The sequence below is a fragment of the Ruminococcus flavefaciens genome (assembly GCF_900119075.1).
GTDB classification, from domain to species: domain Bacteria; phylum Bacillota; class Clostridia; order Oscillospirales; family Ruminococcaceae; genus Ruminococcus; species Ruminococcus flavefaciens_Q.
Map to the genome: position 1 here is coordinate 19,367 of NZ_FPIP01000003.1, position 14,303 is coordinate 33,669.

12 protein-coding genes are annotated in these 14,303 nt (G+C 48.0%); 1 reads left to right on the forward strand and 11 read right to left on the reverse strand.

Annotation, left to right across the window (positions count from 1 at the left end):
* Positions 1-428 precede the first annotated feature (428 nt).
* The 11 genes from BT105_RS05105 to BT105_RS05155 form a co-directional block, all read right to left on the reverse strand.
* A complete protein-coding gene (locus BT105_RS05105) occupies positions 429-899 on the reverse strand; it encodes a DUF2726 domain-containing protein (protein ID WP_072299744.1) in 471 nt (156 codons plus the stop codon).
* Between the two features lie 92 nt (positions 900-991).
* Positions 992-2,227, reverse strand: coding sequence for a phenylacetate--CoA ligase family protein (locus tag BT105_RS05110; protein WP_072299745.1), 1,236 nt, complete (start codon positions 2,225-2,227; stop codon positions 992-994).
* A gap of 116 nt (positions 2,228-2,343) precedes the next feature.
* Positions 2,344-2,916, reverse strand: a complete 573-nt coding sequence (locus BT105_RS05115) for an indolepyruvate oxidoreductase subunit beta (protein WP_072299746.1) — start codon at positions 2,914-2,916, stop codon at positions 2,344-2,346.
* On the reverse strand, positions 2,906-4,723 hold the full coding sequence (gene iorA / locus BT105_RS05120) for an indolepyruvate ferredoxin oxidoreductase subunit alpha (protein ID WP_072299747.1): 1,818 nt from the start codon (positions 4,721-4,723) through the stop codon (positions 2,906-2,908). The genes BT105_RS05115 and iorA overlap by 11 nt, the downstream gene beginning before the upstream one ends.
* Positions 4,724-5,286: 563 nt before the next feature.
* Positions 5,287-6,213 carry a hypothetical protein gene (locus tag BT105_RS05125; protein ID WP_072299748.1) on the reverse strand — a complete coding sequence of 309 codons (927 nt, stop codon included), beginning with the start codon at positions 6,211-6,213 and terminating at the stop codon, positions 5,287-5,289.
* 12 nt (positions 6,214-6,225) lie between these two features.
* Positions 6,226-6,708, reverse strand: a complete 483-nt coding sequence (locus BT105_RS05130) for a hypothetical protein (RefSeq protein WP_072299749.1) — start codon at positions 6,706-6,708, stop codon at positions 6,226-6,228.
* Positions 6,705-7,172 carry a hypothetical protein gene (locus BT105_RS05135; RefSeq protein WP_072299750.1) on the reverse strand — a complete coding sequence of 156 codons (468 nt, stop codon included), beginning with the start codon at positions 7,170-7,172 and terminating at the stop codon, positions 6,705-6,707. The genes BT105_RS05130 and BT105_RS05135 overlap by 4 nt, the downstream gene beginning before the upstream one ends.
* A gap of 129 nt (positions 7,173-7,301) precedes the next feature.
* A complete protein-coding gene (locus BT105_RS05140) occupies positions 7,302-7,946 on the reverse strand; it encodes a CDP-alcohol phosphatidyltransferase family protein (protein WP_072299751.1) in 645 nt (214 codons plus the stop codon).
* A gap of 245 nt (positions 7,947-8,191) precedes the next feature.
* Entirely contained in the window at positions 8,192-10,429 is a 2,238-nt protein-coding gene (ppk1, locus tag BT105_RS05145; RefSeq protein ID WP_072299752.1) for a polyphosphate kinase 1, read from the reverse strand.
* 44 nt (positions 10,430-10,473) lie between these two features.
* Entirely contained in the window at positions 10,474-11,394 is a 921-nt protein-coding gene (locus BT105_RS05150) for a uridine kinase family protein (RefSeq protein ID WP_072299753.1), read from the reverse strand.
* Positions 11,395-11,647: 253 nt separating this feature from the next.
* Positions 11,648-12,367 (reverse strand): hypothetical protein, encoded by a 720-nt coding sequence (locus BT105_RS05155; RefSeq protein ID WP_072299754.1) that lies wholly within the window; start codon positions 12,365-12,367, stop codon positions 11,648-11,650.
* A 344-nt stretch (positions 12,368-12,711) separates the two neighbouring features.
* On the opposite strand from BT105_RS05155, the gene BT105_RS05160 reads away from it, so the two are divergent.
* A complete protein-coding gene (locus BT105_RS05160; protein WP_072299755.1) occupies positions 12,712-14,118 on the forward strand; it encodes a glycine--tRNA ligase in 1,407 nt (468 codons plus the stop codon).
* Positions 14,119-14,303 lie beyond the last annotated feature (185 nt).

A 14,303-nucleotide genomic window follows, 5' to 3' on the forward strand; every position in this document is an offset into this window, starting at 1 on the left:
TTTTTCACAGATAGGGCGCTTCTTAAATAAAAAAAGACCTGCAAAAATGCAGGTGCGCCCTATCTGTGAAAAAACAAAACGAAAGTTTTAGGGAGAGAGTTTGAGAGAAGCCCCTTTTTCAAAAGGGGTTCTCTCAATAATAATTATAAAACTTCTATATGAGTATCATGGTTAGGCTGCTCCCCTTTCCGCACCTTTTTTAGTCGTTAGCCTTTAGCTGTAGGGGCGCACATTGTGCGCCCGCGCAAAACATCGAAAAAACGAATTGTAGGGGGCGATGCCTAACAGGCACCCGTACCCTCTGTCCTGCGGACATCTCCCTGTACTACAGGGAGTCACCCACATCGCCCCGTGATCTATGATTGATTTTATCGGGCTGATGTAGGCATCAGCCCCTACAATCTTAGTTCTTAGCTCTTAGTTCTAAATTACCGAAGGTATTCCTCGATAACGTCCAGCTCCCCGTATGTGCGGAGCAGGGTATATCCCGTATTCGCCAGCACCGCATTTACGAAGTCATCGCGCTCCACGCGGTCGGGACGTGCATGGGAGCTGTCGTCCAGCTCGATAAGCGCCACTATGGACGTGTCCTCGTCGGCAAGTGCAAAGTCGATATGCTTAGCCTTTATCTTGTTGAAGCACTCCATCCAGAAAGGGTTCTCGGCTTTTGGCTTTGGCTCGATAAGGTCGGCAAGCCGCACCTTTGTGAAGATACTCAGCCCGTACTCGTCAGCGAGGGGCTTGAGCTTTTTGTAGAACTCGTACTCGCGGTCGGTGAGAACGGTCTTTGCGTTGTAGAGCTTGGTGATATCGGGCTTGTGAAGTCTCCTGTAAAGCCATATGCAAAAGGCTGTTATAAGCCCGATAACGAGAAGTGCAATAAATTCGTTTACGTTCATGTTATAATTACATTTGTTCTTTCTTAATTTTTAAACGGTCATAAAGAAATGCTTCTTTATGACCGTTTTTTAGCGTACCTGCAGTGACTTTATCAGTCGTATCTCTCGTCGATAACTCTGGCAGTTTTCTTCATGCTTCTCGGGAGCACGCCTATCTCGACTACCTTTACGATAGGAGTAAATCCGATACGGCTCTTTACCTTTTCGGCTATCTTCTTGCTGAGAGTTGCGAAGTCCACATCGCCTGTAGACTCAACGTAGATACGCATAGTGTCCTTGCCGTCAAGGTGAGAGATACGTATCTGATACTCGCTGGAAATTTCATCAAAGTTAGCGAGTACCTCCTCTATCTGGCTTGGGAATACGTTTACGCCCTTTATCTTCATCATGTCGTCGGTACGTCCCATGATAACGTCTATTCTCGGGTAGCAGCGTCCGCACTTGCACTTGCCGGGGACTATCCTTGAAAGGTCGTGAGTTCTGTAACGGATAAGGGGAGCGCCCTCCTTGACGAGAGTCGTGATGACTATCTCGCCCATTTCGCCGTCGGGAACAGGCTCGCCTGTCTTAGGATCGATTATCTCTATGTAGATGAAGTCGTCCCAATAGTGCATAGCAGTCTCGCCTGGGCAGTTTATACCGATACCGGGACCGTATATCTCGGTAAGTCCGTAGATATCAAAGAGCTCGATACCAAGCTCGTTATGGATACGCTCGCGCATTTTGTCGCTCCAGCGCTCAGAGCCGATAACGCCTTTTTTCAGGTGTATCTTGTCCTTGATACCGCGCTTTTCTATCTCCTCAGCGAGAAGCAGTGCGTATGAAGAAGTAGAGCAGAGGACTGTGCTCTTCATATCCTGCATCATCTGGAGCTGCTTGTCGGTATTTCCGGGGCCCATAGGTATTACCATAGCGCCAAGCTTCTCAGCGCCGTTCTGGAAGCCGATGCCTGCTGTCCAGAGTCCGTAGCCGGGAGTTATCTGTATCCTGTCCATGTTTGTGATGCCTGCTGTCTCGTAGCAGCGCTTGAACATGATAGCCCAGTCGTCAACGTCCTTGGCTGTATAGGGGATAATTACAGGAGTACCTGTAGTTCCCGATGATGAGTGTATACGGACTATCTCCTCTTCGGGAGCTGTCATAAGTCCCAGAGGATAAGCGTCGCGGAGGTCCTTTTTCTCGGAGAACGGGAGCTTTGTGAAGTCCTCGGGTGAATCAACGTGTGTTATGCCTGCCTCTGCAAGCTTTTTTCCGTAAAAACTGCCTGCCTCAACGAGTGCGCGTATACGGTCGTTTACAAGGTCAAGCTGTTTCTGTGATATCTGCATTTTTCTTATTCCTTTCGTTGTTTTCTGTAGGGAACTCCGTCCTCGGTGTTCCATTATAAACGTTTATCTTGCAGGCGGAACGGCGGGGGCGACGTTCCCTGCAAAAGATAGCGCAATTATAAAGCGTATCTGAGGGCCTTGCTGTTTAGCTCTACAAACTGGGGCTTTACTGTCTTTTTCATGGTCTCCTCTATGTCGTCCACTGAGAAAGGCAGCACGTCGTTGCGCACTGAAGCTCCCAGCATTATCATATTAAGTACCTTAGGGGAGCCTATCTCCTCGCAGGCTTTGGTGCCGTCAACGAGAAGCACGTTCTTAACGTTGCGCTGGAGGTATTCTATCATTTCCCTGCCTGTGTAATCTGAGCCGCTGAGGGTAGCTGTTACGGGCATTATCGGGTGGGTATTGACTACCACCTGACCGCCGTCCTTAAGATAGGGCAGCATACGAACAGCCTCCGCAGGCTCGAAGCCGATGATGATATCAGCGGTCTTTTCGGGAAACATAGGACAGTAGATATCGTCGCCCAGTCTCAGGAAGCTGAAAACGCTTCCGCCCTTCTGAGCCATACCGATAGTCTCGGCGCTCATTACGGGGATATCATGCTCCATGGCAGTTGCCGCGATAAGCTTTGACGTAAGGACTATGCCCTGACCGCCTACGCCGCAGATAAGGATATTACTCTGCATCTTCGCCACCTCCTATTGCTCCGAAAGGACATACCTGCGAACAGAGTCCGCAGCCTGTACAGAGCGAATTTTCTATAGTTACCCTGCCGTCCCTGAGTACGATACCTGGGCAGCCCAGAGTCTTTATGCACTTCTTGCATGATGTGCACTTAGCGCTGTCGATAACGGCGGGCTTGTTGCCCTTGATGAGAACTGCGCACGGTGACTTGAACACGATAGCCTTTACGCCCTTTTCAGCGGAAACGCGCTTTACCGTGTCAATAGCCTTGCTGAGCTCAAGTGGATTTACGGTCTCAACGGTCTTTACGCCGACGCCCTTGAGGACTTCCTGTATGCTGACCTTTTCCACTACCTCGCCCATCATGGTGCGTCCTGTGCCTGGGTGTGGCTGATGACCTGTCATGGCAGTTGTGGAGTTATCCAGCACTACCAGAGTCATATCCGCCTGATTGTATACGGCGTTGACAGCTCCCGTGATAGCTGATGCGAAGAATGTGGAGTCTCCCACGAATGCAAAGCAGTTTGTATCGGGCTCTATCTTGCCGATACCCTGTGTTATATTCACGCCTGCGCCCATGCAGAGGCAGGTGTCTACCATATCGAGGGGCATTGCGTTTCCGAGAGTATAACAGCCGATATCGCCGCAGAATACGGACTTCTTGCCCTTCATTGCTTCCTTTACGGCGAAGAATGAAGCTCTGTGGGGACAGCCTGCGCAGAGCACAGGAGGTCTTACAGGAAGTGCAGGAGGAGCTTCCATTTCAGCGGTGGCAGGCTTCTCCCAGCCCATGAAATCGGCGATATTTGCAGCCACAGAAGCACAGGTGTTCTCGCCTGCGTTCTTTACATGGTGGGTGAGCTTGCCAAGTATCTTTGTGTTAAGGTGATACTTTCCGCAGATATAGGTGAGTTCGCGCTCTATTATGGGATCGAGCTCCTCGATACAGAGCACCTCGTCAAGTCCCTCTAAGAACTTCACAGCAGCCTGCTCGGGGAACGGGAAAGGAGTAGATACCTTGAATACTCTTGGTGCGCTCTTCCCGCGGAGAGCCTCCATAGTGTATGTATAGCTTATACCGTGAGTAGCAATACCATTGCGGCAGCTCTTGTCGGCAGCCTCGGTAATGATATTGCGCTCATAATCGGAGAATACCTGCGAAAGCTCAACATTTCTGGCTTCGATATTTATATGGGCGTTATAGGAAAGACGTGGGAAAATTACCCATTTTGAGGAGTCCTTTACGAATCCCTCGGGCTTGTTGACCTTGTACTCCTCCTTGTCCTTGACCTCGATAGAAGCATAGCCGTGACAGACTCTTGTGGTAGGTCTGAAAAGAACGGGGGTATAGTATTTTTCGGAGTACTCAAAAGCCTCCTGTATCATGTCGTAGGCTTCCTGTACGGACGACGGATCGAAGCAGGGGAGCTTCGAGAAAGAAGCGAAATGACGGGTATCCTGCTCGGTCTGAGACGATATGGGGCCCGGATCGTCGGCAACAAGTATGACCATGCCGCCCTTTACGCCGATGTAGGCAAGGCTCATAAGCGGATCGGACGCCACGTTAAGACCTACCTGCTTCATGGTGACCATTGAGCGTGCGCCGCTGTAGGCAGCGCCTGCGCCAAGCTCCAGAGCAGCCTTTTCGTTTACCGACCATTCAACATAGATAGAGCCGTCGTTTACTTTTGCGGTAGTTTCGAGGACTTCCGTTGAGGGAGTGCCGGGGTAGCCCGAAACAAGGTTCAGGCCTGCCGCCACAGCGCCTCTTGCGATAGCGGCATTGCCCATTAAGAATTCCTTATGCATATGATCTCTCCTTTTTTACAATATAGGATAAGCGCAGAAAACTGCGCTAATAATCAACACTTAATTTATTATATCACCCTTGATGTTCAATGTCAAAGGGAATGTTGAAAAAAACCACAAAAAAAACAAGCGCAAAAGATAACCATGATACTCATATAGAAGTTTTATAATTATTATTGAGAGAACCCCTTTTGAAAAAGGGGCTTCTCTCAAACTCTCTCCCTAAAACTTTCGTTTTGTTTTTTCACAGATAGGGCGCATCTGCATTTTTGCAGGTCTTTTTTTATTTAAGAAGCGCCCTATCTGCGAAAAAACCAGATAAAAGTCTTTGGAAAGGGGTATGGGGGAGAACCTTTCCTCAGAAAGGTTTCCCCCATAATTAACTGTAAGCTTCTATATAAGTGTTGCGGTTACTTTGCGCTTGTTTTTGAGATCATTATTCAGTTTAGAGCTGAGAGTTATGGAGTCGCCTGCAGCGACAAGATTTAAATAATGTGAGCGAACACATTAACTCTAAACTCTTCACTCTCAACTCTGAACTTTGCGCATCAGCGCAAGGCTTATCATGTTGTGGTTTCTGTTTCTTCCTCGGGATTGAGGATAATATCCTCCTCGGGGATATCCTCGGGAGTTACATTGAAGTCATACTCCGAGAATTTCTCGACTTTTTTGAGCCTTATTTTAAGACCGTTTTCATTGTCGAGATAAAGCTTTCCGTCGGTTATCTTCATGGTGAAGCCCTCGTAATCACGCCACATATAGAGCTGATCCTTTTTGTCGGGCTCCCACTCATAGGACGAGTTCTCGCCGATTATGGACATTACCGCATTGTTGTCCTCGAAGACTTCGAGCCTGAATGCCGCATTTATGGGGTATTCGCCCAGCTTATCGGTATAGACGGTGCCGTCCGAGGTCACTTCCTCAGCCTCCCACCTGCCCATGAAGCCGCTGAAATCCGCTTTGTCAAGTCCCGGCTCTGTAGGACGCTCTATCTCGGTGAATTTATTGGTCTTCATGAGATAGATGATAGTTCCGTCGTCGTAATCGCCGTATCTCATAAGCATCTGTCCCTGTTTTATGGTACAGTCGTAGAAGTCCGTGGGACTTGCCAGATGAAGCACGTCATCGCCGTCGATATTGGTGATATTCCATGAGAAATTAAAGGTATTCTCCTTGCCGTGCGGATTGAGAGCGACTATCATTGTAGCGGTCTTGTCGTCATTTACCTCAAGCTTTGCAACTGCGCTGAGAGGATAGCCTGCATATTCTGTCTCGTATTCAACGTCCATTACAAGAGCCTTGTATGACTCCCATTTACCGAGGAACTGCTTTCCCTCGTTGTCTACGGGCTCGTTGTTAGTGGTTGCCTCTGCTGTTGCGGATTCTGTAGCGCTCTCCTTAGCGGAGCCCCTGGGCTTTTTGTCGGAACAGCCGCAGAAGGTACCTGCAAGCAGGAAGGCTGATAAGCAAAAACAAATTATCTTTTTCATAATATCTCCTTTTTATTCTGTAATGCCGAAATTCTGTATAGCGCTTGCGGCGCTGTTTAGCAGGTAAGGATCTATCTCACTGAATTCGTCCACCTTGACGAGGTGTATCTGAGAGCTGTCCATATCTATGACAAGGGCTTCGTCAACGTATGCAAGCTCCATGGTCTGAGTATCCTCCTTGCCGTTAAGGTCGGTTACTCTTATTTCTATCCTGTTTTCGTCGATGCCCTTCCATATAATGTCCTTGTCCTCGTTGGCATTCTGGATAATGGCATTGTTTACTGCGGAGTTCCATGTCACCTTGCCCTCCTTTGAGAGCTCAAAGCGGAAAAGCGCACCCACAGGGAGCATGAGATCCTCATACTTCTTGCCGTCAATGGTCATGTAGTCCGCCTCCCATTTGCCGTAATACTTGGGATCGCGCTTTGCACCGCAGCCTGCAAGGCAGCAGAGAAGAACTATGGCTGAAAGAGTAAAAGCTATTATCTTTTTCATGTTTCAGCTCCTTTTTCCGTAAATTTAGTGACCTTGGCGAGGTATATATCGAGAGTTCCCTCGTTGGTCTGTTTTTTCATTACAAGGTCGCAGCCCATGTAGTCATAATACTCGGTGAGCTCGCCCATTTCCTCGTAAAGGAGCCTTACGCCGCCGTCGGAGGTGACCTCCCAGCTTACCTGCTGTTTATTTCCGTCAGCATCCCACCAGAAGCCGCTGCCGTCGGCAGCCAGTTCATAGCGGCTGCAATTGATCTCGGTCTTGTCGATCTCTCTGCCGTCGAGGTATTCTCTTGCGGTCTCCCATTTGCCTGTGGTATTGGTTTTCAGCTCGTTCATCGAGAGGTTGTTCACAGTCTCTACGGACGCCTTTATTCCGCTGTTTGAAACAGGTCGGCTGCCGCAGGAGGCTCCGCAGACAGCGAGTGCCGCCGCAGCGCAGATGCAGAAAAACTGCTTTTTCATATATGCTGTCCTTTCTTACAGCAGGTCATCTGCTGTTGACTTGATTATATGTATTATACATTAAATTTTAACTGTTGTAAAGTCCTTTTTTGCGAAAAAGGCTGCCGCAGTGCGCGGCAGCCTGTGTTTTTACCTTGTTTTGGTCTTGTAGAGCATCCAGATGAGCTCGATAACGCCTACTCCGATGAAGCACAGCATGGTCTTCATGCTTGGCTTTTTCACCTTGAATCTTGTGATGAAGGCGATAGCGATGAGCAGCAGAGCTCCGCCGTATATCTCGGGGAACCAGTCTCCGCCGATATCCTTATGGAAGCTGTAAATCAGCGGTATTATCAGCGCAACGCTGGTAACGGGCAGACCTTCATAGACCTTGCGGTTCTCGGAGGTCTTTTTCTGACGTTCCTCCTCGGCTACATTGAAGTACGCAAGTCTTATGACGGCGCACAGAGGGAAGAGCACGAGAATAGGCAGGTCGCACCAGTCCTTCATTCCTACGGAATAGCCTATGACCGCAGGAAGAACTCCGAAGCAGATAGCGTCGCAAAGGGAATCTATCTGTATTCCGAATTTCTTTTCGCTTTCGGTACGGTCTTTTTTTGTACGGGCGACCTTACCGTCGAACATATCACACAGTCCCGAGACCATAAGGCATATTATGGCGTATTCGGGGTGAGGTCTCGTGCCGCCGTAGCCGACTGCGAAAAGCATACCGATAACGGAGGAAACGAGGCTCATATATGTAAGAATAACCGTATAGTTATAGAATCCAATCATTTATCAAAACCTCAGACAGCTTAATTGCTTGATTAATAATAATTATAACACAGGCGCAGCATTGTGATATGATGCCCGATACGCAGGGAGCGGATATCTGATCTGCATATCTGCGCGGACATTATAATCATTATGAACGCACTGCGTTCATTATATCACAAAATCCGACTCGTTTCAAGTATTTTCTTTCAAATGCTGCAAGTAAAATATGGATTTTTTGTGAATTTTACGCAAAAATGCGGTTATTACGCCTTTTTCGGTCTGCCGCGCTTCTTAGGAGCCGTTTCGGTCTTTTCGGGAGCAGGCTTTGCCGTCTTTTTTCTGCCCGAGGTCTTTGATGCTGTGGTTTTTGCCGCTGTTCTCTTTGCAGGAGCTTTATTAGCCGCAGCTTTCTTCTCAGCGCCCTTTTCGCGGTTCTTACGGAGCTGTTCCTGACGGCTGCTCTTGTTTTCAAGGGCTTTGTATGCTTCTTCGTAGAAGTATTCCTGCGAATTGAAGGGTATATCGGAGTTTCTGCGCTCGCGGATATAAGTGCCGTCGCTGAGCATTATCCTTGCCTTGGTGTTGTCACGCATGATAACGCTGAACATCTCGCGGATACGCTTTTTCAGGCGCTCGTCCTCAACAGGAGCCGCGACCTCGACTCTGCGTATAGTATTTCTGCTCATATAGTCGGCTGAGCCGATGTAAATTTTCTGGTCGGGACCGTTCTCGCCGAATATGAATATACGGCTGTGCTCAAGGAAACGTCCCACTACGCTGCGGACGGAGATATTCTCGGTATAGCCCTGAACTCCTGCGATAAGGCAGCAAAGTCCGCGGACTATGAGCTCTACCCTGACACCTGCCTGCGAAGCCTCGACCAGCTTTGCGATAATGGCGGAGTCGTTGAGGGAGTTTATCTTTGCGGCGATATAGCCCTTTCCGCCGCTTTTGGCAATAGCTATCTGTTCGTCCATCATAGCCAGCACCTGTGGTCTGAGAGCAAGGGGCGACACAAGGAGCTTGTTGGTCTTTTCAACGAATGTGCCATTTTGCAGAGACTCGAATACTGCCTCTGCGTCGGCAGCGATGTCTCTGTCGGCTGTGAGCAGCATCAAGTCGGTGTAGAGTGCGGCTGTCTTTTCGTTATAGTTGCCCGTGCCTATCTGCGTCACGTAGTCGAAGCTGCCGCCCTGCGCCTTGCGTGTGATGAGCAGGAGCTTCGAGTGAGCCTTGTACTCCTTGGGACCGTAAATGACATTTACGCCTGCCTCCTGCAAATGCTTTGACCATTCTATGTTGTTTTCCTCGTCAAATCGGGCGCGGAGCTCTATCATAACGAGTACGTCCTTGCCGTTTTCAGCGGCGGTGCACAGTGCGTCTATGACCTTGCTGTTCCGCGCAAGACGGTAGAGAGTTATCTTTATTGAAGTCACCTTGGGATCGTTTGCGGACTCCTGCAAGAGCCTGATAAACGACTGATTTATGGACTCAAAGGGGTAGCTCAGCAGTATATCCCTTGACTTGACCTGCGAGAACACAGGGCGCGTATCCGAGAGAGCCGCAGGCTTCCGCGGAGTGCGGAGGGTATAGTGGAGCTTGGGATTATCGTCGTATTCCTGCAATGTGAACAGGTACGACAGGTCGAGAGGTATCCTTGATGTGAATACACGGGCGTTCTTTATTTTCAGCTTCTTGCAGAGGTAATCCAGTGCGTCGCGGCTGAAAACTCCCGTCATTTCAAGGCGCATAGGCTGGAGCTTCTGGCGTTTGTCGACAAGCTCCTCCATGCGTCTGCGGAACTCGGGACCTGTTCCCGAAGCCGTAATAGCGGCGCTTCGGGTAACTCTTATGAGAGTACGGTCTATGACCTTGTAATTCTTGAACATCTGGTGGGCAAAGTGCAGTATAACTTCCTCTGCGAGGATAAAGCGCTTGCCGTTGCCGTCCAGTGGGATTATGCGCTCTGAGCGGTTTATGGTGGCAGGTATCAGACCTATGGATATGCCTTTTTTCGCACCGAGCTGTACTACTGCGTATATCTCCTTGTTATGGAGAAACGGGAATGGCAGGGCGTCATTTATGACTATGCCCGAGATAAAGGGCTTCAGCTCGCGCTTGAAGTACAGCTCAAGCTGTGCCAGCTCTTCCTTTGTCATCTTGTCAAAGGAAACGTGCTCATAGCCGAATTCCGCCAGTTCGCTCATGGTAGTGAGGAAAGCTCCCTCAACGGAGGGCTGTAGTCTGCGGACTGCCGTGAAAATAGCGTCAAGCTGCTGGTCGGGAGTCATTCCCGAGAATTTGTCGGGCTTAGTATTTTTTTTCTTAGCTTTTTCTGTTATAGAGCCCACACGGACCATGAAAAATTCGTCCAGATTGCTCTGATATATTGCGGAAAATGAAAGTCTTTCAAGAAGGGGCGTATCGGGATCGACGGCTTCTTCGAGGACTCTTTTATTGAATTTTATCCAAGAAAGCTCTCGGTTTTCGAGATATTCCATATTATTCTGTCTCCTATTCTATATGGGACTATCCGTCCCGATCATCAGTATTTGAATTGTCCGTTGCCTATGAATTCGCATATTAGCGAATCGGGAGTTATATCCGCCTTGTCAAGCGGAGTGAGCTGCTCCAGTACGGCTATGCACTCCCTTACCTCGGGAACGTCGGAAAGCTCCCCGAGCTGTCCGAGGAGGTCGTTGCGGTATGCCGAAAGCTCGTAGGACATGAAGGTATCCACGTCGTAGTCCGAGCGGTACTTGTAGGGCATTATGTACTTGTTCTCGCCTGCCTCAACGCTGTGGAACATATTCATTGTCTCGCGGAGAGAGCGCTTGCGGAAGTTCCTGTCGCGTATCATGCGGCGCATAAGTCTTACCCTTGAGGGGTGAAGAAGTATGTTCTCGCCCGATATTCTGGTGCGGACGCTGACGTATATCTTGCTTATCATGCTGTCGGGAACGGTGATAACAGCAGGATTCAGGGCGTGTATGCCCTCGAAAATAACTATTTCGCCCTTGTTTCTCTTGAATTTTCTGCCCGAGCCTGTACGGGTAGAGGTCTTGAAGTCGTATTTCGGCAGCTCTATCTCGCGGCAGGCGCTTATAGCCTCTATCTGCTGATTGAGGAGCTGACTGTCCACGCGGAGTGGGGACTCCAGATCCATTTTGCCCTCTGCCGCAAGAGCCTTTTCGGCTTCTGTCAGCGGACAGAACCAGTTGTCCATGGAAAGGGTGTGAGTTTCGTGCCCCATGTCGTCAAGGAGCTTTTCTATCATCATCGCCGTAGTGGTCTTGCCCGAGCCCGAAGGCCCCGAGAGGAGTATTACAGGCTTTTCGCTGTAATTTTCGGCGATATCGTTGGCTATCTGTGTGAGCTTGTAGAGGTAGTCCTCGTTGACTGCCCTTACATAGTCTTTCGGATCTTTTTCTATTTCCTGATTTATTCTTGCTATTTCAATATTCATTAAAGGTCTCCTGTATGTTTATTTTTTTTCAGCGGAGCTTCTGCTTGCGCCGCCGTGAAAATCAGTAATGATGTAACATCAGTTATACTGATATTATATCACATTTTTTGGCACATTTCAACCCGTCAATTTGGTATTTTTAACGTTGTATTCAACAGAGCGTTGAATTTTGAGCATGAAAAAGCTCCTCTATGACTGAGGAGCTTGTAAAATAAATTTAATTTATTGGCTTACAATTAAGATGTGATCCGAATCAATTATAATAAGCGTAAGCTTGTCCGTCTTCTGATTGTGGAGCTATCGCACAGGTGTTTTTTTCCATAAATTTTACTCTGATAGCTTCTACCCTTACGCCATGTCCGTTGCCTGCGGGATTGCCGTTTTTAGTCCAGTTCAGCCAACCTCTTCCCTGTATATGGACCTGATAAAAAACATCATAGTAGTTTTCTTTGCTTCTAATTTTGATTGCCTGAATAGCTTTTGCCTGACCTGTTGTTCCTGCCATATGTTCTTTGAGCATAGCAGACTCAAGCCATTCGTTCATATTGTAACCCTTGATAGTGCATGTGGGCGCACCGGTTGTCCACTCCTGCCAGCCTGTTTCATTAGCATACTGCACACAGTATTCTACATTAGGATCACCGATTATAAATGCTTCTAACCTTTTTGCTTTGCCTGTAGTACCGATGTATGTATTTATCTGGTCATATACTTCTTCTAGTTTAAGCGATTTTAAATAAGACTGTTGTGCATAACAATTCCCGAGTATCCACCTTGTATCCTGCCAGCCATATGTTTGACAATGAGCAATAAATGGAGCATTTTTATCTGATACAGCATTATTTATCCATGAAAATGAGATAGAAAAAGCAGCGGTGCTTTTCGGGGTTATAAGATCTGTTGCGGAAACTGATCCTGTTAAAAGAGTAAATGCAAGTGTACAGCCTGTTAGTTTTTTGAATAATTTTTTCATTTTTTCCTCCGTAATGTAGTGTTGTTGTGATTATGTTAGCCATATAATTAGTTCAGATAAAAATAGTGTATTTTTTCTAAACGATTACATTATAGCATTAGACTGATTAAAAGTCAATATTTAAATTAAAGTCTGGCGAAACATTTTACAAATAAAAAATGATATTGAGGTGCTCAAACATAGTCCTCTCTGTTCATAAAAAAGGACAGCTGCTTCTCAATACGGGGAGTATCATTGAAAGACTCGGGTGGGTATTATCCGTATTTACAAAATACTTGACTTTTTCGCGCGTTTGCGGTAAAATATAAGTTGACTATTAAAAAATAAAAGCGAGGTTGCTTATTATGCTTAAAAACAATGAAAAAGTAATGGACAAGATAGTTGACCTTTGTAAGTCAAAGGGCTTCGTATACCCTGGCTCCGAGATCTACGGCGGTCTTGCTAATACATGGGACTACGGTCCGCTGGGCGTTGAGCTCAAAAACAACATCAAGAAGGCATGGCTCAAAAAGTTCGTTCAGGAGAACAAGTACAACGTAGGTCTTGACTCCGCTATCCTCATGAACCCACAGACATGGGTTGCTTCGGGACATATCGGCGGCTTCTCAGATCCTCTCATGGACTGTAAGGAGTGTAAGACTCGTCACCGTGCTGACAACCTCATCGAGGACTTCGACGGCACAAACGTTGCAGGCTGGTCCAACGAGCAGATGATGAACTACATCAAGGAAAAAGGCATCTGCTGCCCTAACTGCGGCAAGCAGAACTTCACTGATATCCGTCAGTTCAACCTCATGTTCAAGACATTCCAGGGCGTTACCGAGGACAGCAAGTCCGAGCTCTATCTCCGCCCCGAGACTGCACAGGGTATCTTTGTAAACTTCGCAAATATCCAGAGAACCACACGTAAAAAGGTTCCTTTCGGCGTTGCTCAGGTAGGTAAGTCCTTCCGTAACGAGATAACACCCGGTAACTTTATCTTCCGTGTACGTGAATTCGAGCAGATGGAGCTTGAGTTCTTCTGCAAGCCGGGCACTGACCTTGAGTGGTTCGACTACTGGAGAAGCTACTGCAAGAACTTCCTGCTCTCACTTGGTCTCAAGGAGGAGAATATCCGTCTCCGCGACCACGACAAGGAGGAGCTCTGCTTCTATTCAAAGGCTACAACAGACTTCGAGTACCTCTTCCCATTCGGCTGGGGCGAGCTCTGGGGCGTTGCTGACAGAACAGACTATGACCTCACACAGCACATCAATACCAGCGGCAAGTCACTTGAATACTTCGATCCCGAGACAAACGAGAAGTATATCCCATACGTTATCGAGCCTTCTCTCGGCGTAGAGAGACTCTTCCTCTCAGTTGTTACAGAGGCTTACGACGAGGAAGAAATGGTATCAACAGACAAGGACGGCAAGGAGAAGAGAGAGACAAGAACAGTTATGCACTTCCACCCTGCACTTGCTCCTTTCAAGTGTGCTGTACTTCCGCTCGTCAAGAAGCTCACACCAAAGGCTGAGGAAGTATACGATATGCTCTCCAAGAAGTTCATGGTAGACTTCGACGAGGCAGGTACTATCGGTAAGAGATACCGCCGTCAGGACGAGATAGGTACTCCGTTCTGCATCACATACGACTTCGATACACTGGAGAAGGACAACTGCGTAACTGTCCGCGACCGTGACACAATGCAGCAGGAGAGAGTTGCTATCGACGACCTCGTTGCTTACCTCGAAGCTAAGATGATATTCTGATTGCAGGGAACGCCGTTCTCGGAGTTCCGCAATTCACAAAAAAGTAGGGGCGGATATTATCCGCCCTTTAATTATGCATAAAAAAGGACACCCAAAGGGGAGCCCCCTCTGGCGGATTCGCAGGTTACTAAATATGAGCCGTAAGTTTACGGCTCGGTAGCCCGCTTTTTCCGTTAAGGGGAGCA

What these genes read in the sequence shown, in the direction of transcription:
- BT105_RS05105 (WP_072299744.1), bottom strand. Translation starts at nt 899, where the DNA reads ATGAACGTAAACGAATTTATTGCACTTCTCGTTATCGGGCTTATAACA.
- BT105_RS05110 (WP_072299745.1), bottom strand. Translation starts at nt 2,227, where the DNA reads ATGCAGATATCACAGAAACAGCTTGACCTTGTAAACGACCGTATACGC.
- BT105_RS05115 (WP_072299746.1), bottom strand. Translation starts at nt 2,916, where the DNA reads ATGCAGAGTAATATCCTTATCTGCGGCGTAGGCGGTCAGGGCATAGTC.
- iorA (WP_072299747.1), bottom strand. Translation starts at nt 4,723, where the DNA reads ATGCATAAGGAATTCTTAATGGGCAATGCCGCTATCGCAAGAGGCGCT.
- BT105_RS05125 (WP_072299748.1), bottom strand. Translation starts at nt 6,213, where the DNA reads ATGAAAAAGATAATTTGTTTTTGCTTATCAGCCTTCCTGCTTGCAGGT.
- BT105_RS05130 (WP_072299749.1), bottom strand. Translation starts at nt 6,708, where the DNA reads ATGAAAAAGATAATAGCTTTTACTCTTTCAGCCATAGTTCTTCTCTGC.
- BT105_RS05135 (WP_072299750.1), bottom strand. Translation starts at nt 7,172, where the DNA reads ATGAAAAAGCAGTTTTTCTGCATCTGCGCTGCGGCGGCACTCGCTGTC.
- BT105_RS05140 (WP_072299751.1), bottom strand. Translation starts at nt 7,946, where the DNA reads ATGATTGGATTCTATAACTATACGGTTATTCTTACATATATGAGCCTC.
- ppk1 (WP_072299752.1), bottom strand. Translation starts at nt 10,429, where the DNA reads ATGGAATATCTCGAAAACCGAGAGCTTTCTTGGATAAAATTCAATAAA.
- BT105_RS05150 (WP_072299753.1), bottom strand. Translation starts at nt 11,394, where the DNA reads ATGAATATTGAAATAGCAAGAATAAATCAGGAAATAGAAAAAGATCCG.
- BT105_RS05155 (WP_072299754.1), bottom strand. Translation starts at nt 12,367, where the DNA reads ATGAAAAAATTATTCAAAAAACTAACAGGCTGTACACTTGCATTTACT.
- BT105_RS05160 (WP_072299755.1), top strand. Translation starts at nt 12,712, where the DNA reads ATGCTTAAAAACAATGAAAAAGTAATGGACAAGATAGTTGACCTTTGT.